At 64.2% G+C, this 18,595-nt stretch carries 18 protein-coding genes; 10 read left to right on the forward strand and 8 right to left on the reverse strand.

Annotated elements, in window-relative coordinates:
* Positions 1-359 precede the first annotated feature (359 nt).
* On the forward strand, positions 360-920 hold the full coding sequence (locus B5526_RS27270; protein WP_079542894.1) for a hypothetical protein: 561 nt from the start codon (positions 360-362) through the stop codon (positions 918-920).
* On the opposite strand, the gene B5526_RS27275 is transcribed toward B5526_RS27270, so the two are convergent.
* Positions 917-1,807, reverse strand: coding sequence for a metallophosphoesterase family protein (locus tag B5526_RS27275; RefSeq protein WP_079545468.1), 891 nt, complete (start codon positions 1,805-1,807; stop codon positions 917-919). The genes B5526_RS27270 and B5526_RS27275 overlap by 4 nt on opposite strands.
* Positions 1,808-1,955: 148 nt before the next feature.
* On the opposite strand from B5526_RS27275, the gene B5526_RS27280 reads away from it, so the two are divergent.
* From B5526_RS27280 to B5526_RS27295, 4 genes are all read left to right on the forward strand, one after another.
* Entirely contained in the window at positions 1,956-2,441 is a 486-nt protein-coding gene (locus B5526_RS27280; RefSeq protein WP_079542895.1) for an NUDIX domain-containing protein, read from the forward strand.
* Between the two features lie 96 nt (positions 2,442-2,537).
* On the forward strand, positions 2,538-3,683 hold the full coding sequence (locus B5526_RS27285; RefSeq protein ID WP_079542896.1) for a hypothetical protein: 1,146 nt from the start codon (positions 2,538-2,540) through the stop codon (positions 3,681-3,683).
* A gap of 49 nt (positions 3,684-3,732) precedes the next feature.
* A complete protein-coding gene (locus tag B5526_RS27290; RefSeq protein WP_079542897.1) occupies positions 3,733-4,668 on the forward strand; it encodes a glycosyltransferase family 2 protein in 936 nt (311 codons plus the stop codon).
* A 70-nt stretch (positions 4,669-4,738) separates the two neighbouring features.
* Entirely contained in the window at positions 4,739-5,251 is a 513-nt protein-coding gene (locus B5526_RS27295; RefSeq protein ID WP_079542898.1) for a GNAT family N-acetyltransferase, read from the forward strand.
* 67 nt (positions 5,252-5,318) lie between these two features.
* Here the strand turns inward: B5526_RS27295 and B5526_RS27300 are convergent, their stop codons facing one another.
* The 4 genes from B5526_RS27300 to B5526_RS27315 are packed head-to-tail and all read right to left on the reverse strand — an operon-like array spanning position 5,319 to position 12,147.
* A complete protein-coding gene (locus B5526_RS27300) occupies positions 5,319-7,382 on the reverse strand; it encodes a hypothetical protein (protein WP_079542899.1) in 2,064 nt (687 codons plus the stop codon).
* A 9-nt stretch (positions 7,383-7,391) separates the two neighbouring features.
* On the reverse strand, positions 7,392-10,199 hold the full coding sequence (locus tag B5526_RS27305; RefSeq protein ID WP_079545470.1) for a DUF4159 domain-containing protein: 2,808 nt from the start codon (positions 10,197-10,199) through the stop codon (positions 7,392-7,394).
* A complete protein-coding gene (locus tag B5526_RS27310) occupies positions 10,199-11,143 on the reverse strand; it encodes a DUF58 domain-containing protein (RefSeq protein WP_079542900.1) in 945 nt (314 codons plus the stop codon). The genes B5526_RS27305 and B5526_RS27310 overlap by 1 nt, the downstream gene beginning before the upstream one ends.
* Complete coding sequence (locus B5526_RS27315) at positions 11,143-12,147, reverse strand: AAA family ATPase (protein ID WP_079542901.1); 1,005 nt, start codon at positions 12,145-12,147, stop codon at positions 11,143-11,145. Before B5526_RS27315 ends, B5526_RS27310 begins: the two co-directional genes overlap by 1 nt.
* A gap of 300 nt (positions 12,148-12,447) precedes the next feature.
* Here B5526_RS27315 and B5526_RS27320 point away from each other — a divergent pair, with 300 nt between their 5' ends.
* From B5526_RS27320 to B5526_RS27340, 5 genes are read left to right on the forward strand one after another with little or no spacing between them, the layout of a single operon-like run.
* Positions 12,448-13,056, forward strand: coding sequence for a DUF1285 domain-containing protein (locus B5526_RS27320; RefSeq protein WP_079542902.1), 609 nt, complete (start codon positions 12,448-12,450; stop codon positions 13,054-13,056).
* Positions 13,053-13,724, forward strand: coding sequence for a CoA pyrophosphatase (locus tag B5526_RS27325; protein WP_079542903.1), 672 nt, complete (start codon positions 13,053-13,055; stop codon positions 13,722-13,724). Before B5526_RS27320 ends, B5526_RS27325 begins: the two co-directional genes overlap by 4 nt.
* Positions 13,721-13,984: a DUF6111 family protein gene (locus tag B5526_RS27330; RefSeq protein WP_079542904.1), complete on the forward strand. Its 264-nt coding sequence runs from the start codon at positions 13,721-13,723 to the stop codon at positions 13,982-13,984. The genes B5526_RS27325 and B5526_RS27330 overlap by 4 nt, the downstream gene beginning before the upstream one ends.
* Positions 13,981-15,237, forward strand: coding sequence for a CCA tRNA nucleotidyltransferase (locus B5526_RS27335; protein WP_079542905.1), 1,257 nt, complete (start codon positions 13,981-13,983; stop codon positions 15,235-15,237). Before B5526_RS27330 ends, B5526_RS27335 begins: the two co-directional genes overlap by 4 nt.
* Positions 15,234-16,001: a sulfite exporter TauE/SafE family protein gene (locus tag B5526_RS27340; protein WP_079542906.1), complete on the forward strand. Its 768-nt coding sequence runs from the start codon at positions 15,234-15,236 to the stop codon at positions 15,999-16,001. The genes B5526_RS27335 and B5526_RS27340 overlap by 4 nt, the downstream gene beginning before the upstream one ends.
* Before the next feature lie 14 nt (positions 16,002-16,015).
* Here the strand turns inward: B5526_RS27340 and B5526_RS27345 are convergent, their stop codons facing one another.
* From B5526_RS27345 to B5526_RS27355, 3 genes are read right to left on the reverse strand one after another with little or no spacing between them, the layout of a single operon-like run.
* The gene (locus B5526_RS27345; RefSeq protein WP_079542907.1) at positions 16,016-17,167 is read right to left on the reverse strand and encodes a hypothetical protein; all 1,152 of its coding nucleotides are present in this window, start codon (positions 17,165-17,167) and stop codon (positions 16,016-16,018) included.
* A 48-nt stretch (positions 17,168-17,215) separates the two neighbouring features.
* Positions 17,216-18,103 (reverse strand): oxygen-dependent coproporphyrinogen oxidase, encoded by an 888-nt coding sequence (gene hemF, locus B5526_RS27350; protein ID WP_154071483.1) that lies wholly within the window; start codon positions 18,101-18,103, stop codon positions 17,216-17,218.
* Between the two features lie 10 nt (positions 18,104-18,113).
* Positions 18,114-18,578: a tRNA (cytidine(34)-2'-O)-methyltransferase gene (locus tag B5526_RS27355; RefSeq protein WP_079542908.1), complete on the reverse strand. Its 465-nt coding sequence runs from the start codon at positions 18,576-18,578 to the stop codon at positions 18,114-18,116.
* Between the last annotated feature and the right edge of the window lie 17 nt (positions 18,579-18,595).

The following is an 18,595-nucleotide window of genomic DNA, read 5'->3' on the forward strand; positions in this document are numbered from 1 at the left end:
GGGGCCGCTTTTGTCTGAGGCCTCTTGCTTGCGGCACTTTCTTCCCCCTCGCCCCGCCCTTGCGGGGAGAGGCGTAGGCGGCCTACGGCCGCCGTCCTTTTATGGAAGAACGCCGATGCGAAGCATCGGCTATGGTGAGGGGCTGTCACCCCGTCGGGACTTCGAGTTGTGGTCCGCGCCGTGCCTTGCCCCACACCCGAAATTCGCTATCGCGAATTTCGACCTCTCCCCGCAAAAGAGCGGGGCGAGGTAAGAAACCAAAGGCGTAAGCTATTGGGAACAAACAGCCTTTGCGCTCGGCACGGTTACTGATAGGTTAAGGCGGTCAAAAACCCCTCGAGGACAAAGGCCGCTTTGGGATGTCAGACGCGCAAAACACCGGGAGCAATGCCGTCAGCGCTAGCCGCCCCATCCGCCTGCGCGACGCGCTGCGGCAGGCGCGGATCGAGGCTGCCGACCGCACCGGCGTCGTCGTCGATCTGCGCGATGCCGAGGTGGCGCGGCTCGAAATTCTCAACGAGGCGCTGGATCCGCTGTTCGCGCAAGTCCCCGAGCAGGTCGACCTGTTCGATCGCGGCATCAGCCAGGGCGATACGCCGCGGCTTTGGATCGACGTGGTTGCCCACATCCTGATGGGGCGCGACAAGCGCATCTACCGCTTCGTGCAGGATACCCGTTTTGGCCGCATCGTGATCGCCGAGTCGCATGACGTCGCCCCGATGGTCGATGCCGTCACCGATTATGTCGCCCGCCGCATGATCGAGCGTGAGCATGCGCTGGTCGCTACGCCTGCGCCGGCGCCGGTCGTGATCGAAAAGCCGCGCCGCCGTGGCAGGTTCTGGATGTTCGCGCTCGGCTTTATCTTCGGCGCGCTGGCGCTGTTCGGCTTCGCGCTGTTTGCGACCTTGCGCAACCTCTAGATCAGCCGCGTCTGCTGCAGTTGCTGAACCTGCAGATCATCGCCCATGCCGCGGACGATCTGCTCGCACCGCCACGCCTCGCCGTCGCGCTCGATCGAAAACAGATTATAGGCGGCGGCCGGATAGCGCCCATGCGCCAACGCCGACGCCGAAGGCACGCCAATCGCAGGTATTGTGCCGTTCGGCCCCTCGATCCAAATCGTTGAATGAACGTGATCATGGCCGTGCAGGATCAATTCCACGCCGTGCTGCTTCAGAAGGGCCCGCAGTTGCGACGAATCGGTCAGCCGCTTGGCGCGCGCATTCGAGCGCAGCGGGTGATGGATCAGGAGCACGCGAAATGCCTGCTCCTCCGACAGCTGCGCCAGGATGCGTCCGAGCGCGTCCATTTGCCCGCGGCCGAGCCGTCCCGTCGCCATCAAAGGCGGCGTCGGCACCGCGGAGGAGACGCTGATCAGCGCCAGCGGACCGCGCCGCCGCAGATACGGAAATGCGGCGCCGGCACGGGTCGCATCGTCGCCATCGAGATAATGTCGCAAAACTTCGCCAAAGCGATGCGCCGTCACGCGCACGTAAGCATCGTGATTGCCCGGGATCACGGTGACGCGATCCGGCGCGCCGACGCTTTCGAGCCAGGCCCGCGCCGGCGCGAATTCCGCCTCCAGCGCGAGATTGACGAGATCGCCGGTCACGGCGATGTGGTCCGGGTCTTGCGCCTGCATGTCCGACACCAGGGCGTCGAGCACCTCGCGCCGATGGTACTTGTGGCGATTGCGCGTCCAGTTGAGATAGCCGAGCGCACGTTTGCCCGCGAGATCGCGAAGTTTTGGCCTCGGCAGCGGCGGAAGATGCGGATCGGACAAATGCGCCAGCGTGAATTTCGCCATCACATGCATCCGCTAACGTTGCCCGTGGGGGTGAGGCGCTGCACGATCATCTCGTGATACCCTGTGAATGCTTCGCATGTAATGGCAAGCTCGCCGCCGCGAGGCAAGGATCAATCGGCATGGACGCGGTTTCGAGATTGTGGCGGCGATGAACCTGCAAGGCTTTCGAAAGAGGTTTGAGCCGCAGTTGCGGCGGGTCTTCCATCTCTACTGGCGCTTTGCCCGCGGCATGACGCTCGGGGTCCGCGCCGTGGTATTGGACGGCGACAACCGGGTGTTTCTGGTCAAGCACAGCTATGTTTCCGGCTGGTACTTGCCGGGCGGCGGCGTTGAGGTCGGCGAAAGTCTCCGCGACGCCCTGCAACGCGAGTTGGTCGAGGAGGGACGTATCGAACTTTCGGGCGAGCCGGTGCTGCATGGCCTGTTCTTCAACAATCACGTGTCGCCCAGGGACCACGTCGCGGTCTACCTGGTACGGGAGTTTCGCCAGGATCGGCTGCCCGAGCCGAACCGCGAGATCATCGCCTGCGGCTTCTTCGACCCGAAGGCGCTGCCGGCAGAGACGACCACGGGTACGCGGTTGCGGATATCGGAAGTGCTTGAGGGCAAGCCGCCGATCGCGACGTGGCGTTAGGAAGACCTGGCGCTAGGAAGACCTGGCGCTAGGCCCTTGCGGGCCTCGCCGGATTTCGCGACAAGCCTGTAAGCGCCCCCGCGCCCGGACAACGCGATGCATTATTTGAAAGCTGCCTGCGGCTTCCTGTGTTTTCTGATCCTCGCCAGCAATGTCTGGTCGATGTCGCGCTGGAACGAAGCCCGCGGCGTTTATGACGACGTCTGCTATCTGCGGCAGGCGCATCTATTCAAGAGATTCGGGCTTTCCGGCCTGGACACGAACGCCGCCCGGGATGACGATCACTATCTATCCGCAAAACTGAAGGAGATCGGCTTCCCGGGCTGGGGCGACCCGACGAAAGCGCCCTGTCACACCCCGATGCCGGCGGCGAACAAGATGGTGCTGCAATATCCGCCCGGCACGGGCTTTGTGCTGGCGCTGTTTCCGGAAGGCTTTCAGGTGATCCCGCTCTATGTTCTGGCGACGGTCATCGTCTTCGGCTTTGCCTTGCTCGGAATTTTCTACGCGCGCTCCAAGGCTTCCATTTTATCGGCCGCTGCCTTCGGGTGTCTCGCGATCTATCTGATGATCAACCCGGCCAAGGCGAGTTATTCGGTGGCGCCGACCATGGTGGTGTGCGCGCTGGCGGGTTTCCTCACCGCAAAATTGTTCCTGAGCGAGCACCAGCGGCAGCGCTTGGTGCTGGCCGGCATCGTCGGCCTCCTGATTGGCCTTTCCGTCAATTTCCGATTGCCTAACCTGTTTCTCGCGTCCGGATATTTTGTGTTCTTCTTTGTATCATTCGTGATGTCCCGGAAATTCGAGACCGTTCTCCAGGGAGTATTGTTCGGCGCGGCATTCCTGGCGGGGATGGTGCCGACGCTGGTTGCGAACGCGATCAATGCCGGCAACCCTTTCGCCACCACTTACGGGGGCGTCGACGTGACGCCGCCCGAGTTCAGCCTCGGCGTCATCTGGAGCTATGTCGCGGACATGCAATTCGTGCTGCTCGTGCTCGCCGGGGTGTGGACCGCGTGGATGTTGCGAATGCGTCGCGGCAGCGGCACCGGGCAAATAGCCCTGGTTACCGCCGCAAATCTGCTGGTTAATCTGGCCTTCTTCCTGAGCCATCCCCTCTTCACGCCATATTATACGATTCCGATCGGCATGCTTTCGCTGTGGAGTCTGCTGTTTGGCTCGCTGCTGCAGCCGGCGGAAGCAGTGGACGAGGGGCTTGTTGGGCAGGCGGCAAAAGCTTGATCATGTTATGGGAGGGTGAACAGGGCATGGTCGGGCGAACAACTCAGCAATGACGTCATCATCGATGCGGATCGCCGTTCTGGTGCCGTGCTTCAACGAGGAAGCCGCGGTCGCAACCGTGGTGGCCGGCTTCCGCAAGGCGCTGCCGTCAGCCGAAATCTTCGTCTACGACAACAATTCCTCCGATCGCACCATCGCGGCGGCGCGCGAGGCGGGCGCCGAGGTGCGCAGCGAGCGCCGCCAGGGCAAGGGCCACGTGGTCCGGCGGATGTTTGCCGATATCGACGCCGACATCTATGTGCTGGTCGATGGCGATGCGACCTATGATGCCGCCAGCGCGCCGCGCATGATCGAGGCGCTGTTGTCGGATCATCTCGACATGGTGGTCGGCTTTCGCGTCGATCAGGCCGCGGCCGCCTATCGGCCCGGTCACCGCACCGGCAACCTGATGCTGACCAGCTTTCTCGCCTCGGTGTTCGGCCGGGAGTTCAAGGATATGCTGTCCGGCTATCGCGTGTTCTCGCGGCGTTTTGTAAAATCCTTTCCGGTATTGTCGGACGGCTTCGAGATCGAAACCGAGCTGAGCGTCCACGCACTCGAACTGGCGTTGCCGGTCGCCGAGATCGAGACGCCGTATTACGCGCGGCCGGAAGGATCCTTCAGCAAGCTGAATACGTGGAGCGACGGTTTTCGCATTCTCGGCACGATCTTGAGACTTTACCGGTCGGAACGGCCGTTGCGATTTTTCACGGCGATTGGGATTTCGCTGATACTGCTGTCGATCGGCCTCGCCATCCCCATCGTTATCACCTATCTCGAGGAAGGAATCGTTCCTCGTCTGCCGACCGCGGTGCTGTCGATGGGCCTGATGATTCTGGCTGTCCTGTCGGTGTCATCCGGGCTGGTGCTCGACACGGTGACGCGCGGGCGCCGCGAGATGAAGCTGTTGGCCTATTTGTCGCAAGCCCCCGTCGGCAAGACCTGATGAGGCCCAAAATCCAGCTCAACGCGGACGATGGACCGCGCCTCCGCCAGATGCTATCCCGCGCCTGACCATGAGCGATCTCTCTCTCACCATCTTGCCCGAAACCGTCGGCGACGCGCAGCCGATCGAACGGCTGCACGAACGTACCTTCGGTCCCGGCCGCTTTGTGCTGAGCGCCTACCGGCTCCGCGAGCATGTCGATCATGTGCTCGAGCTGTCGTTCACCGCCCGGATCGGCACGCTGCTGGTGGGCTCGGTGCGCCAATTGCCGGTTTGCATCGGCGACACCAAGGCGTTGCTGCTGGGCCCGCTGACGGTCGAGCCGCCGTTCCGCGGCCGCGGCGTCGGCCGGGCGCTATTGGATCGCGCGCTGGGGGATGCGAAGGCAAAAGGCCATCGCCTCGTGCTGCTGGTCGGCGACGAGGCCTATTACAGCCGGGTCGGCTTCAAGGCCGTGCCAAAGGGACGGGCGACCATGCCGGGGCCGGTCGACTATGGCCGTCTGCTGGTGGCCGAACTCGCCGATGGCGCGTTCACGGATGTCTCCGGCGCGATCCGGCCGGACTGGAGCATGGCGCGATAAAGCGTTTTCGAGCGAAGTGGCTTTCGGTTCGCGTGAAGAAAACGCGTCAAAACAAGGAAGCCAAAATTCAGCGCCCTTCGCGCAACCAGGTAGCCGCAAACCCGCCGAGCAGCAGCAACAGCCCGATCAGGCCGGCGAACAGCGGCAGCACGCCGACGCCTTTGACGACGCTGGCATCGCGCATCTTCACGCCCATCCAGCCGTCGCCGCGGAACACGCTGGAGGCGCGCACCGGCACGATGCGCGGCAGCTCAAAGCTCGATCCCTCGACGAGGCGCCTTGCATCGCCGCCGGTCGCTTGCGCCAGCGGCTTAAGCAGGTCGGTCGTGGAGGTGACTTCCGAAAACTCCTTCGGATTGGTCGGGCCGACATTGATCAGGGCTTTCAACGTGCCGTCGGTCGCCTGCCACAGGCCGAGTTCGTTGGCGGGGATTGTCGACGTCCACGTCCCCGGCTCGCTGGCACTCAATGTCAGCTCGCGCGTCGCACCTGACGGCGAAGTCACCGTCACCGGCGCGACGCTGTCAGCCATGGTCTGCCGCTGGACCACGAGATCATGGCCGTGAACCTGCAGCCGCAGCGCCTCTTCGTCGAGATCCGGCTGCTTCATCAACCAATGCGACATCCGCCGCAGCAGGTCGAGATGCGGCCCGCCGCCCTCATAGCCGCGCGCCCACAGCCAGATATGGTCGGACAACAGCAGCGCGACGCGGCCCTCGCCAAATCGCGACAACAGCAATAGCGGCTTGCCGTCGGCGCCGGTCATGACAGGAGGCGTCGTTGCATTGCGTGTCTCGACGGTGCGGAAGAACCGGCTCCAATGCGGCGGCTCGGTGGTGGAGCCATCGAGCCCGCGCGTCACCGGATGGCGTTTGCCGGCATCGCTCAGATGCGCGTAATAAGGCTTCTCGGTCACGCCCACGGGTTCTGCCGGCAGTACCGAATCGAGCGGCGTGCGCCAGATGCTCGTGGTCGACGCGTAGTCGGGACCCGCCGAGACCAGCACCGCGCCGCCGGAGCGCACATAGCGCGCGATGTTGTCGAAATAGGCGATCGGCAGCACGCCCTGGCGGGCGTAGCGGTCGAAGATGATCAACTGGAATTCGTTGATCTTCTGCTGAAACAATTCACGCGTCGGAAACGCGATCAGCGACAATTCGTTGATCGGGGTGCCATCCTGCTTTTCCGGCGGGCGCAAAATCGTGAAATGCACGAGATCGACGCTGGCGTCCGACTTGAGCAGGTTGCGCCAGGTGCGTTCTCCCGAATGCGGCTCGCCGGAGACCAAGAGCACCCGCAATTTGTCGCGCACGCCGTCGATCGCGACCACCGCGCGGTTATTGACCGGCGTCAGTTCATTCTCCAGCGGCGAGGCCTCGATCTCGACGATGTTCGGCCCGGCGTGCTTGATATCGATGTCTACGTTGACGGTCTGGCCGCTTTGCAAGGTGCGTTCGCTGATGACTTCGCCGTCGCGGCGCACCACGACCCTGGCGCGCTCGCCGCTGACGCCCTGATCGTCCAACCGGTAGGTGATGGTCTGGGTCTGTCCGACGATGCCGAACCGGGGGGCGGCGGAAATCGCGATGCGCCGGTCGCGCTCGTCCTTGCGCCCGGTGATCAGGGCGTGCACCGGGGCCTGGAACCCGAGCGCCGTGGCGTTGGCCGGGATATCATGCACCCGCCCGTCGGTGATCAGGAAGGCGCCGGCGACGCGATCGACCGGAACGTCTGACACCGCCGACGCCAGCGCGCCGAACAGTTTGGTGCCATCGGTTTCGCCGTCGGCCTGGCCGGCTTCGACCACCCGCACCTCGAGCCCCGGGATCTTCTTGAGGCTGTCGACCAGCGCCTGCCTGGCCTTCTCGGTTTCGGCGGCGCGCGTGCCGAAATTCTGGCTGGGGCTCTTGTCGATCACGACCGCTGCGACCGATGACAGCGGCTCGCGGTCCTCGCGGGTAAAGGACGGATTGGCCAGCGCCAGCACGATCAGCGCCAATGCCGTCACCCGCACCGCGGCCCCGCGGGCGCGACTGAGCAACAGCAATCCCGCGATCACGATGATGGCGGTGATCGCGATCCAAAGCACGATCGAGGGGACCAGCGGGGTGAACGCGATGCCGTACTGCATATCGCGCTCCTATTGTCCCAGCCGCTCGATGAGCGCCGGCGCGTGCACCTGATCGGCTTTGTAGTTGCCGGTCAGCGTATACATCACGATGTTGACGCCGGAGCGGAACGCGAATTCGCGCTGCCGCGGCTCGCCCGGCGTCAGCGGCAGCATCGGCTGGCCGTCCGGGCGTATCGCCCATGCGCCGGCAAGGTCGTTGGAAGTGATGATGATGGGCGAGACGCCGTCGCCGCCCTTGGCCGGCCGCGACGCATCCTCGTCATCCTCGCCGCGCGGCAACGCCTCGACCCAGGTCTGGCCGGTGTTGAATCGTCCGGGAAAATCGCGCAGCAGATAGAACGTCTTGGTCAGCACGTGTTCGCGCGGCACCGGCTCGAGCTCGGGAACGTCGAGCGAGGAAAGAATGTCGCGCAAGGCCTGCATTCCCGGCGTCTGCGATGCGCCGCCTTCTCCCGGCGGGGCCTCGATGGCGTCGCGGGTATCGAACAATACGGTGCCGCCCTGTTTCATGTAGGCGTCGATGCGGTTGATGGCGTCTTGCGGCGGCTTCGGCGCGCCCGGCACCACCGGCCAGTAGATCAGCGGGAAGAAAGCCAGTTCGTCATGCGCGGGATCGACGCCGACGGGATCGCCGGCCTCCAGCGCCGTGCGCTGCGCGAGAAACAAGGTCAGTCCGGACAGGCCGGCCTTGACGATGGAATCGATGTCGGCATTGCCGGTGACGACATAAGCCAGCCTGGTTTGCGAGACGGCCTTCATGGCGAAATCGTCGTCGCTGTCGGCGCGCGTCGGCGACGGTACGGCCAGGATCGCAGACATCGCAAGCGCGAGCGCTAATGCGGCCGATACCGTCCGCCGCCGCAACAGCCCGGCGATCCCGGCGCCCAGCATCGCCACGACGATGGCGTCGAGCAGGAACAAAGCGAGCGCGCCCGACAGCAGGATGCCGCGCAGGTCGCGCGGTTCCGCGTTGGTGTAGGTCGCATGCCGCGCCCGCAGACTCAAAGTGTCGAGCGGCGCGATGCGATCGGCGGCGGCCAGCGCGTTGACCGCGAGCGGACCGTCGGCGGGGCCGTAGAATCCGGGCGGGTGGTCCGGTGTCGCCCGATCGCGGAAGTCCGCCGACATCGGCTTTGCGGTCGAGGGCGGCGGTCCGAACGCGCCGAAACCGTCAAGCGTGCGCAGCGGCGCCACCGTCTCAGAGCCGGTTTCTCCGGCAACGCCCGCGCCCGGATTGGATGTGTAGCCGGACAGGTCGACGATCCGCCGCAACATCTCGACGAAGGTGCCGGACATCGGCAAATCAGACCAGCGCATATCGGCTGAGACATGGAACAGGCTCACCATGCCCTTGCCGCGGCGTTCGCCGGTCACCAATGGCGTTCCGTCCTCCAGCGAGGCCCAGCTCTTGGTCGCGAGCACCGCGTCCGGTTCGGCGAGCACCTGCCGGCTGACGGTGATGTCCTTTGGCACCGCCAGACCTGCGAACGGTCCGTCGGCGGCGAACGAGGCCATGTGCTGCGGCTTTTCCCAGGTGAGGCTGCCGCCGAGGGTGCGGCCGCCGCGACGCAGTTTTACCGGCACCAGATCGTCATCGGCTTGCGCCAATCGCGGACCGGCAAAACGCACCAGCACGCCGCCTTGCTCGATCCATGCGTTAAGACGTTCGCGGATTTCGGGCGACAGCGTGCCGACATCGGCAAGCACCAGCATCGGCAGCTTCTGGTCGAGAAACTGCGTGATCGCCTGTTGCGGCGCGCCGCGATCACCCAGCCGCACATCGGCGAAGGGCGCGAGCGCGCGGGTTAGATAGAACGCCGGCGCCAGCAGCGGCTGCGCGGTGTCGCTGGTCGATCCGCTTACGATGCCGATGGCGCGGCGCCGCCATCGCTTGTCGAGCAATTGTACCGCGCCCGCCGATCGCTCGCCGGCGATCTCAAGGCGGGCGATGTCGTTGCGCAACTCGACCGGTAGATCGAACGCGGCTTCGGTCTCGCGATCGTTCGGGGCGAAATTGTAACGGGCTTCGCCGATCGGCGAGCCCTTCTGGTCGATCGCGCGCACGATTCCGGAGGCGATACCGCCATCTGCGCGCAGCACCTTCACCGTCATCTTCGCCGCGGCGTTTTCGGCCGCCGCCAGCGCCAGCGGCGCGGGCGTCCCGCCGTCGAACACCGTCAAGGTGCGATCGCCGATGGTTTTGCTCAAGCCTTCGAGGAACTCGGGTCCGCGTCCGGTATCGACGCCGTCCGACAGCCAGGCGATCTCGCAATCGCCGGTCGCCTTCAGGAAACGCTCGATCGCGGGCAGGGTTTCGACCCGTTCGATCGAATAGGGTTTTGGCGAAAGCTGGCGCAACGCCACCCGCGCGGTGCCGCCGGGCATCAGCGTAATGTCACGCGAAGGCTCCGACAGCGGAACCAGCGCAACGCCGCGGCGGTCGCTGTCGGCATTGGCGATCAACTCGTCGGCGGCCTTGATCCTGGCGTCCCAGCTCGAGGCCGCGCTCCAGCCGTCGTCGAGCAGGATCACGAGCGGCGCGCGCGAGCCGGCAAGTCCGGTTTGCGGATTCCAGATCGGTCCCGCGGCCGCGAGGATGACGAGGGCGGCTGCCATCAGGCGGAGCGCGGTCAGCCACCATGGCGTGCGCGAGGGGGTCTCTTCCTTCGGCGCGATGTCGAACAACAGCCGCGTCGGCGGGAATTCGATGCGCCGCGGCCGCGGCGGCATTACCCGCAACACCCACCACAGCACCGGCAGGCTCAACAGACCCAGCAGCAGGAATGGTTCGGCAAACGAGAGCGGCAGGCCTGCGATCATGCGCTTCGTCCCACTTTGACGGTCGAGCCGCGGGCGCTGCCCTTGGCGACCATCATGCCCGAGTGCAGGAACAGCAACAGTTCAGCGGCCGAGCGGCTGGTGGTGTGGCTCGAGAACAGCCAGTCGAGCTTGTTGGTCTCGCCGCGGATCTGGTCGCGGTGCAACGCAACGCGTGCGACGTAGTCGTCGACCCATTTTTCCGCGCGGCCCGCGGTGATGACCTCGCCGCCTTCCGGTTCGACGAACTCGACACGGCCGGAATAAGGGAAGGTCTCTTCGGCGGGATCGACGATCTGGACCAGCGTGCCGTGCGCGCCGGAAGCCGACAATCCCGCGAGCATGGTTCTGATCTCTGATATCGGCGACCAGAAATCCGACAACACCACGATTTCGGCGAGCGCCGAGGGCACAAACGACGGCGGCAGGCTCAAGCGGGCGGCATCATCGTGCAGCATCGCCTGCGCCATCTTGTCGATCACACTGCGGCTTGCGGTCGGCATCATCAGCCCCGGTATGCCGACGCGCTCGCCGCCGGCGACCAGAAGTTCGGCCAGCGCAAAGGTCACGATAAGCCCGCGTTCGAGCTTGCTGTCGCGCGATTGTTTCGATGCAAACGCCATCGACGGTGAACGGTCCGGCCACAGCCATACGGTGTGCGCGGCCTCCCATTCCTGCTCGCGGACATAGAGATGATCGTCGCGCGCCGAGCGCCGCCAGTCGACGTTTTGCGATGGTTCGCCGGAAACGAAACGGCGGTATTGCCAGAAACTTTCGCCGGCGCCGGCACGGCGCCGTCCATGCAGGCCGTGGATGACGTTGGCGGCGATACGGCGGGCTTCGAGCACGAGACGCGGCAGGGTCGCGGCGAGCGTTCGGCTTTCGCCATCGGCACGTCGGATTGCTATGATCTCCTTGCTGAAGTCCTTATTCTCTGCGGCCATTAACCGATCCGCGCCTTCAATTGCCTGATCACGTCGGGAATGGTGCGGCCTTCGGCGCGCGCGGAGAACGTCAGCGCCATGCGATGCTTGAGCACGGGTTCGGCAAGGTCGAGCACGTCGTCGATCGAGGGTGCCAGACGGCCGTCGAGCAAGGCGCGGGCACGAACCGCGAGCATCAGCGATTGGCTGGCGCGGGGACCCGGTCCCCAGGCGATCAGCTTGCCGGCTTCGCCGCCTTCAGGGCCCGGGCGCGCCGAGCGCACCAGCGAGAGGATCGCTTCGACGACGCTGTCGCCGACCGGCAGCCGCCGCACCAGCCGTTGCGCCGTGATAAGAATGTCCGCGTTCATCGCGGCCTTGGCCAGCGTCTCTTCGGCGCCGGTGGTCTCAAACAGGATACGCCGCTCGGCGTCGCGATCGGGATAATCGACGTCGATCTCCATCAGGAAACGATCGAGCTGGGCTTCCGGCAGCGGATAGGTGCCTTCCTGCTCCAGCGGATTCTGCGTCGCCAGCACGTGAAACGGTTTTGGCAAATCATGGCGCGCGCCCGCAACCGTGATGTGCTGTTCCTGCATCGCCTGCAGCAAAGCCGATTGGGTACGGGGGCTGGCGCGGTTGATCTCGTCGGCCATCAGCAGCTGCGCGAAAACCGGACCGGAGATGAAGCGGAACGACCGCTTTCCGGTATTGCTCTCGTCCAGCACCTCGGCGCCGAGAATATCCGACGGCATCAGGTCCGGCGTGAACTGGATGCGCTTGGCATCGAGCCCGAGCGTGATGCCCAAGGTTTCGACCAGCTTCGTCTTCGCAAGGCCAGGCACGCCGATCAGAAGCGCGTGTCCGCCCGAGAGGATTGTCACCAGGGTATTTTCAACCACCCGGTCCTGGCCGAAGATGACGGTCGAGATCGCATCCTTTGCCGCGCGGATTTGACCGGCGACCTGTTCAGCGGAGCGGACGATCACGTCCTCGAGTTTTTCGACACTATCTGCGCCTGCCATTTCTTCTCCTTAGCCCCGGTTAGCCTTAAGATCTTGCTGCCCAGTTCTTGCAGCTAAAGTCCTCGTCCGAAACGCCGCCGATTGCGTCGTCATCCGTCAATCCCCATGCTAAACTTATGCGAACGCGATGTATTCGTTGAATTAAACTATCCCCACAATATCGGTATTTCGGGGTATTAACGGCATCACGATGTGGCGACTTGGTCCGTGATTCTACGGGTGGAACTCGTCAGGGACACACATCGGAAAAATGCCTGCACCAATCGTGCCAAATCGAGGCGGTCAGACTCAGGTCAAACCATGGCGAAGCAAGGGCAGACCACGAATCAGGGGCTCGACGGGCTGACGGTTGCTGCCAGGGATGCGAGCGCCAGCGGCGCCGGAAAAGGCCTGCCCCCCGTGCATTTGTGGAATCCGCCATTCTGCGGCGATCTCGACATGCGGATCGCAAGCGACGGAACGTGGTTCTACATGGGAACGCCGATCGGGCGTCCCGCTTTGGTGCGGCTGTTTTCGACGATCCTCAAACGCGAGGACGGCAAGCACTTTCTTGTGACACCGGTGGAGAAGGTCGGTATCCGCGTCGACGATGCGCCGTTTCTCGCGGTCGAGATGCTAAGGGAAAGCGACAATCGTGGGCGACTGTTGCGCTTCCGGACCAATGTCGATGACTGGGTCGATTGCGATTCTTCGCATCGGCTCCGCTTCAAGGCCGCCGCCGGCGGCGGGTTGACCCCCTATCTTCATGTCCGCGCTGATCTGTGGGCCAAGGTCACCCGCGCACTCTATTACGATCTGGTTGACATGGGCGAGGAGCGGGTGGTCGATGGTCGGCCTATGTTCGGGATCGCATCGGGTGGCGAATTTTTCGCGATGGCGGATGCGGATCAAATGAGGGCCGGGCTTTGAACGAGCCGATGCTGAGGAAGGATCCCGCTGCGATCAGCTCGGCGGATTTTTTCGATCGGGCCCGCGCACGGCTGCGTTTCGACGTACCGCCGGGCCTCAACGATCCCACGATCATTCCGAAGAGTGGCGATCAGGGCACCGACCGCATGCTGGAGATCGTCGCGCGCGAACAGCCGGTTCGCCCGGCGGCGGTCTTGATCCCGGTGGTGGAGCATCCGGAGCCGACCGTGCTGTTGACGCAGCGCTCGGCGCATCTCAACGATCACGCCGGGCAGATTTCCTTTCCCGGCGGCAAGATCGATGCGACCGATGCGTCCCCGCTCGACGCGGCGCTGCGCGAGGCCGACGAGGAGATCGGGCTGCAGCGTCAATTCATCGATCCGATCGGCTATCTCGATCTCTACGCGACCGGTTTCGGGTTTCGCATCCTGCCGACGGTGGCGCGGGTCAAGCCGGGCTTCAGGCTCCGCATCAATCAGGCCGAAGTCGACGACGCGTTCGAGGTGCCGCTGGCGTTTTTGATGAATCCTGCCAACCATCAAATCCACAGCAAGGAATTCCGCGGCATCGAGCGCTTCTACTACGCGATGCCGTTCGCGGAACGCTATATCTGGGGCGCCACCGCCGGGATTTTGCGGGTGCTGTACGAGCGGATCGTTCTGCCATGATCCGTCCCGCTTTCACGGAGATCGGAATTTTCCTGATCCCGTTCGCGGTCTATGCCCTGTTTCTGTTCGCGACGCGCTCCGGGCTTTTGCTGCAGACGTCATGGCCGCTTCATATCGTCGCCCGGCTGGCGCTCGGTTCGCTGTTGCTGGTGGTCATCAGCTTCATCCTGCTCGCGCGTTTTTCCGGCGGGGCGCCGAATTCGACCTATGTCCCGGCGCATCTCGATAACGGCAAGTTCGTTCCCGGAGTTGAAAAATGAGCAAGCAGCGCGTGCTCGGCGACGCGCCCTGGCTCAAATCCGGCCCAGCCGCCCGCGTGCTCGGACTCCTGAACCGCGATGGCGAGGAAGCGCGCGTGGTGGGCGGCGCGGTCCGCAATGCGCTGCTGAAAATTCCGCTCGGCGATATCGATATCGCAACCACGGCGCTGCCCGATGAAGTGGTTCGCCGCGCCAAGGCGGCCGGCATCAAGAGCGTGCCGACCGGCATCGACCACGGCACCGTGACGCTGGTGGTCGACGCGCACCCCTTCGAGGTCACGACCTTGCGCGAGGACACCGAAACCTTCGGCCGCAAGGCCAAGGTCGCGTTCGGCCGCGACTGGGCGACCGATGCCAAGCGGCGCGACTTCACCATCAACGGCCTGTCGGTCGACGCCGATGGCGTGGTGCACGATCACGTCGGCGGCCTGGAGGATATTGCGGCACGGCGGGTGCGCTTCATCGGCGATCCAAATCAACGGATCGTGGAAGACTATCTGCGCATCCTCAGGTTCTTCCGCATTCACGCCGCCTATGGCGCGGGCGAGCCCGATCGTGCCGGATATCTCGCCTGCATCGCCGCGCGCGCGGGCCTTGCGACGCTGTCCGCCGAACGCGTGCGCATGGAAATGCTCAAGCTGATGGTCGCCGAAGGCGCCGCGGGCGCAGTTCTGGCGATGGCCGATGGCGGATTGCTGCTGCCGATTTTAGGCGGCGTCGCCTATACCGGGCCGTTTGCGGCGATGATTGCGGCCGAGCGCGAGCTCAACCTGAAGCCGGACGCGGTGCGCCGGCTCGGCGCGCTCGCGGTTGCCGTCACCGAGGACGCAAGGCGGGTGGCGATGCGGCTGCGGCTTTCCAATGCCGAGACCAAGGCGCTCGATTCCATGGGCCATCGCTGGTGGCGGCTTGCCGGCATGGACGAGGCTCGCTCGCGGCGGCTGATCTATCGGCTCGGCGCGGAGCGCTACCGCGACCGGCTGCTTTTGGCCTGGGCGCGGGCGGGCGGCAACACCGATCCCGCGCACTGGCGCGAGCTTGCCACGCTGCCGGAGCGCTGGAGCGCGCCGAAGTTTCCGCTGAAGGCGGCCGATTTCATCGCGCGCGGAATTGCCGAGGGACCCGCGCTCGGGCATGTGCTGACGCTCGCCGAGGACGCCTGGCTTGCGGCGGATTTCCCGCTGGATGAAACAGCGCTGAAAACCGTCGCCGATGAGACCGTCACCCGTTTCAGGCGCGACCACCGGCTGTGAGTATCCTTTCCGGCTTTGCCGACATTTCGCTCGCCCAACTCCTGCTGGTTGCCGGCGTCGCGCTGTTTGCCGCCGTGATCGGCGGCCTCGCCGGTTACGGCACCGGCGCGCTGATGCCATTGGTGCTGGTGCCCATGGTCGGCGCCGAGCCGGTGGTGCCGATCATCGCCATCTCCGCCATCTTCACCAATCTCAGCCGCACCGCCGCCTATCTGCGCTATGCCGACCGCCGCCGCGCGCTGATCGTGATACTGGCCGCGGCGCTCACGACCGCGCTCGGCGCCTACGGCTATACGCGGCTGACCAATGCCGGCGCGGCGCTCGTGATTGGCGCCATGCTGATATCGAGCGTGCCGCTGCGCCGGCTGGCCAGGCGTCACGACGTCAAGATCGGCGACACTGGATTGGCCGCTGGCGCCATCGGCTACGGCGTCGTGGTCGGCGGCACCTCGGGCTCGGGCGTCATCCTGTTGTCGCTGTTGATGGCGGCGGGTCTCGAAGGCGCGGCCGTGATCGCGACCGACGCGGTGATCTCGGTCGTCACCTCCGTGATCAAAATCTCGGTGTTTGGCCTCGCCGGCGTCGTCACCGCGCAGGTGCTCGCCTTTGCGCTCCTGATCGGCGCGGTCGCGCTGCCCGGAACCTTTTTCGCCAAAGCCTTCGTCGAGCGCATGCCGGTGCATATCCACACCGCGATCCTCGATATCGCTGTGATCGCGGGCGGGGTGGTGATGATTTCAGCCGCGCTGCGGCAGTTGCTCTGACGGCACTGACGCGATCAGCCGGAACGGATCGGCGCTGTTCTGATCGGCGTGCAGTATCTAGAGAACAGGCCGACGATCGGGGTGACGAAGGGGATATGACAGGCGAAGCCGAGCGGGCGATATTTGACCCGGATATTCTCCATCTGAAACATTGCCAGACTCATGAACGCATTGAGCCGGATTACCTGATTGCCGAGCTCGCTCCTGGTCTGCGCCCGCTCGGCGAGGAATTTTGCTCTTAATGGCGCGCTGAGATCGCTTTGCGAGGCCCAGTCCCGTGCCGCCAGAAGCCGCGCATGCAAGGCCTGGAAACAATAGTGCATGGTCAGCACCTGGTGTTTGGTGCTGAACCAGTGGAGCGTGATGGCGGGCTTGTCCGGGACGATCTTGCCGTTCTCCCTGGCGCAAAGGTTGACATAGGATTTGTCCGGATCGCGATTGGCTTGATCCTCGACGCGGCACGGGTCCTGTTTTGCGCTGGCGGCAGCGGCTTTTGCATTCGCGCCGCTGCCGGTGTCGAATTGCGGAAAGTTGGCGGCATCGTCGCAATCGAAATTATAGAGGCCGAGCAGTGATTGCGTCAGCGGGTCATTGCTCGGGGCGTGCGCTTCCGCCGGGTCGCGACCGAAATCGCTGGCCCAATCGATATAGATTTCCGCCTTGCGCGCGAGCAGGTCGCTGTTTTGCCGCAAGCTGTTGCGCGCCTTTTCATAGTTCGGGAAAATCAGGCGGGCGTCCTTGGTGGTCAGGGCAGAATCGTTGCTGTCGGCATTTTCATCGAGCGCCGCCGAATAATCGAAAAAAAGAATTTGCTGCAGCGTTTGCGCCTGCGAGAACGCATCGGCGATTTCGGTGAAGGTGCTGGTTGCCGCGGTCATATCGTCCTTGGCCTGGGCGCTGACCTTGTCCTGGTAGGCGTTGAGATATTGAAAATAGCCGACCAGCAGGCTGCCCACGAGCGTGATGACCGGCAGTCCCTTGGCATAGGACAATACGCTGTTGGTGGCGCGGAAAAATCTACCGACCCCGGCCCACCAACCCTTAGGTTCGGAAGGCTTGGTTTCCGAAGGCTTCGCTTCCGAAGCATCGGCTTCCGAAGCGCCGTTGCGGTTCTCCGAAGCGCCGTTGCGGTTCGGTGGCGGCTCTTGCGCGCCATCCTCGGCCATGGACGAGCCCCCGATTTTCGGATCGGCAACGATACCACAGATAGCAGTCTACGGCCACTTCACTTCCGGTGGCATTGACGACAGTATTGAATCAACATTGCCGCCGGTTTTCAGCCCGAAGATGGTGCCGCGGTCGTAGAGCAGGTTGAATTCGACATAGCGTCCGCGCCGGATCAGTTGCTCCTCGCGATCTGCAGCGTTCCACGGGGTGGCAAAATTGCGCCGGACCAGCTCGGGATAGATTTTCAGGAAGGCGCGGCCGACTTCCTGGGTGAAGGCAAGGTCGGCGTCCCAGTCGCCTGAATCGTGCCAATCGTAGAAAATGCCGCCGACGCCGCGTGCTTCCTTCCGGTGCGGCAAATAAAAATATTCGTCGCACCACTTCTTGTATTTGTCATAGTCGGCAACGCCATTGTGCCCGCCGCAGGCCGCCTTCATCGCGGCATGAAACGCAACCGTGTCGGGGTCTTGCTGGGTCCGCCGCCGGTCCAAGACCGGCGTCAGATCGGCGCCGCCGCCGAACCAGGCCTTGGTGGTGACGACGAAGCGGGTGTTCATATGCACCGCCGGCACGTTCGGATTGCGCAGATGCGCGATCAGCGAAATGCCCGAGGCCCAGAAGGCCGGATCCTCGGCGGCGCCCGGTATCTGGGCGCGGAATTCGGGCGCGAATTCGCCGTGCACGGTCGAACAATGCACGCCGACCTTCTCAAACAGCCGTCCGCGCATCACACTCATCACGCCGCCGCCGCCGGGCTGGCCGGTATGGTCGGTGCGATTCCAGGGCGTGCGCACGAAGCGCGCGGTTTCGCCCGGATAAAGCGATGCCGGCGCGTCATCTTCGAGCTTCTCGAAGGCTGCGCAAACCTCGTCGCGCAAGCGCTCGAACCAGGTCCGGGCCCGCGTTTTGCGATCTTCGATCACGGACATGTCCATCGCTTTGTGCCTAACCTTGCGAGCCTGTTGACCCGGTTTGCCGCAGCGCTTCACCTAACGCCATGGCCGCCGCCATCGCAACATTGAGCGAGCGCAGACCTGGCTTGATCGGAATCACCAGCCGCGCGTCGGCCTTGGCCACCACCTCGTCGGGGACGCCAGCGGATTCGCGCCCGAACAGCAGGATGTCGGCCGCGCTATAGCGGTAATCAAGATAGGAGCTGACACCCTTGGTCGTGAACAGGATCAGCCGGTAACCACCGATGTTCCGCCATTGCTCGAATTTTGACCAGGAGTCGTGACGCATGATGGTCACCTGGTCGAGATAATCCATGCCGGCGCGGCGGAAATGCCGGTCGGATACCGGAAAGCCCGCGGGCTCGATGATATGGGCCGCGACGCCGAGGCAGGCGCAGAGACGAAGGATGGTCCCGGTGTTCTGGGGAATGTCGGGCTGGAAAAGCGCAATCTGCATACCGTGATCGCCCCTGA

It is taken from the genome of Bradyrhizobium lablabi (assembly GCF_900141755.1).
GTDB lineage: Bacteria > Pseudomonadota > Alphaproteobacteria > Rhizobiales > Xanthobacteraceae > Bradyrhizobium > Bradyrhizobium lablabi_A.

What these genes read in the sequence shown, in the direction of transcription:
- B5526_RS27355 (WP_079542908.1), bottom strand. Translation starts at nt 18,578, where the DNA reads ATGCAGATTGCGCTTTTCCAGCCCGACATTCCCCAGAACACCGGGACC.
- B5526_RS27320 (WP_079542902.1), top strand. Translation starts at nt 12,448, where the DNA reads ATGGCGAAGCAAGGGCAGACCACGAATCAGGGGCTCGACGGGCTGACG.
- B5526_RS27345 (WP_079542907.1), bottom strand. Translation starts at nt 17,167, where the DNA reads ATGGCCGAGGATGGCGCGCAAGAGCCGCCACCGAACCGCAACGGCGCT.
- B5526_RS27270 (WP_079542894.1), top strand. Translation starts at nt 360, where the DNA reads ATGTCAGACGCGCAAAACACCGGGAGCAATGCCGTCAGCGCTAGCCGC.
- B5526_RS27295 (WP_079542898.1), top strand. Translation starts at nt 4,739, where the DNA reads ATGAGCGATCTCTCTCTCACCATCTTGCCCGAAACCGTCGGCGACGCG.
- B5526_RS27275 (WP_079545468.1), bottom strand. Translation starts at nt 1,807, where the DNA reads ATGGCGAAATTCACGCTGGCGCATTTGTCCGATCCGCATCTTCCGCCG.
- B5526_RS27285 (WP_079542896.1), top strand. Translation starts at nt 2,538, where the DNA reads ATGCATTATTTGAAAGCTGCCTGCGGCTTCCTGTGTTTTCTGATCCTC.
- hemF (WP_154071483.1), bottom strand. Translation starts at nt 18,103, where the DNA reads ATGGACATGTCCGTGATCGAAGATCGCAAAACGCGGGCCCGGACCTGG.
- B5526_RS27310 (WP_079542900.1), bottom strand. Translation starts at nt 11,143, where the DNA reads ATGGCCGCAGAGAATAAGGACTTCAGCAAGGAGATCATAGCAATCCGA.
- B5526_RS27315 (WP_079542901.1), bottom strand. Translation starts at nt 12,147, where the DNA reads ATGGCAGGCGCAGATAGTGTCGAAAAACTCGAGGACGTGATCGTCCGC.
- B5526_RS27290 (WP_079542897.1), top strand. Translation starts at nt 3,733, where the DNA reads ATGACGTCATCATCGATGCGGATCGCCGTTCTGGTGCCGTGCTTCAAC.
- B5526_RS27335 (WP_079542905.1), top strand. Translation starts at nt 13,981, where the DNA reads ATGAGCAAGCAGCGCGTGCTCGGCGACGCGCCCTGGCTCAAATCCGGC.
- B5526_RS27280 (WP_079542895.1), top strand. Translation starts at nt 1,956, where the DNA reads ATGAACCTGCAAGGCTTTCGAAAGAGGTTTGAGCCGCAGTTGCGGCGG.
- B5526_RS27330 (WP_079542904.1), top strand. Translation starts at nt 13,721, where the DNA reads ATGATCCGTCCCGCTTTCACGGAGATCGGAATTTTCCTGATCCCGTTC.
- B5526_RS27300 (WP_079542899.1), bottom strand. Translation starts at nt 7,382, where the DNA reads ATGCAGTACGGCATCGCGTTCACCCCGCTGGTCCCCTCGATCGTGCTT.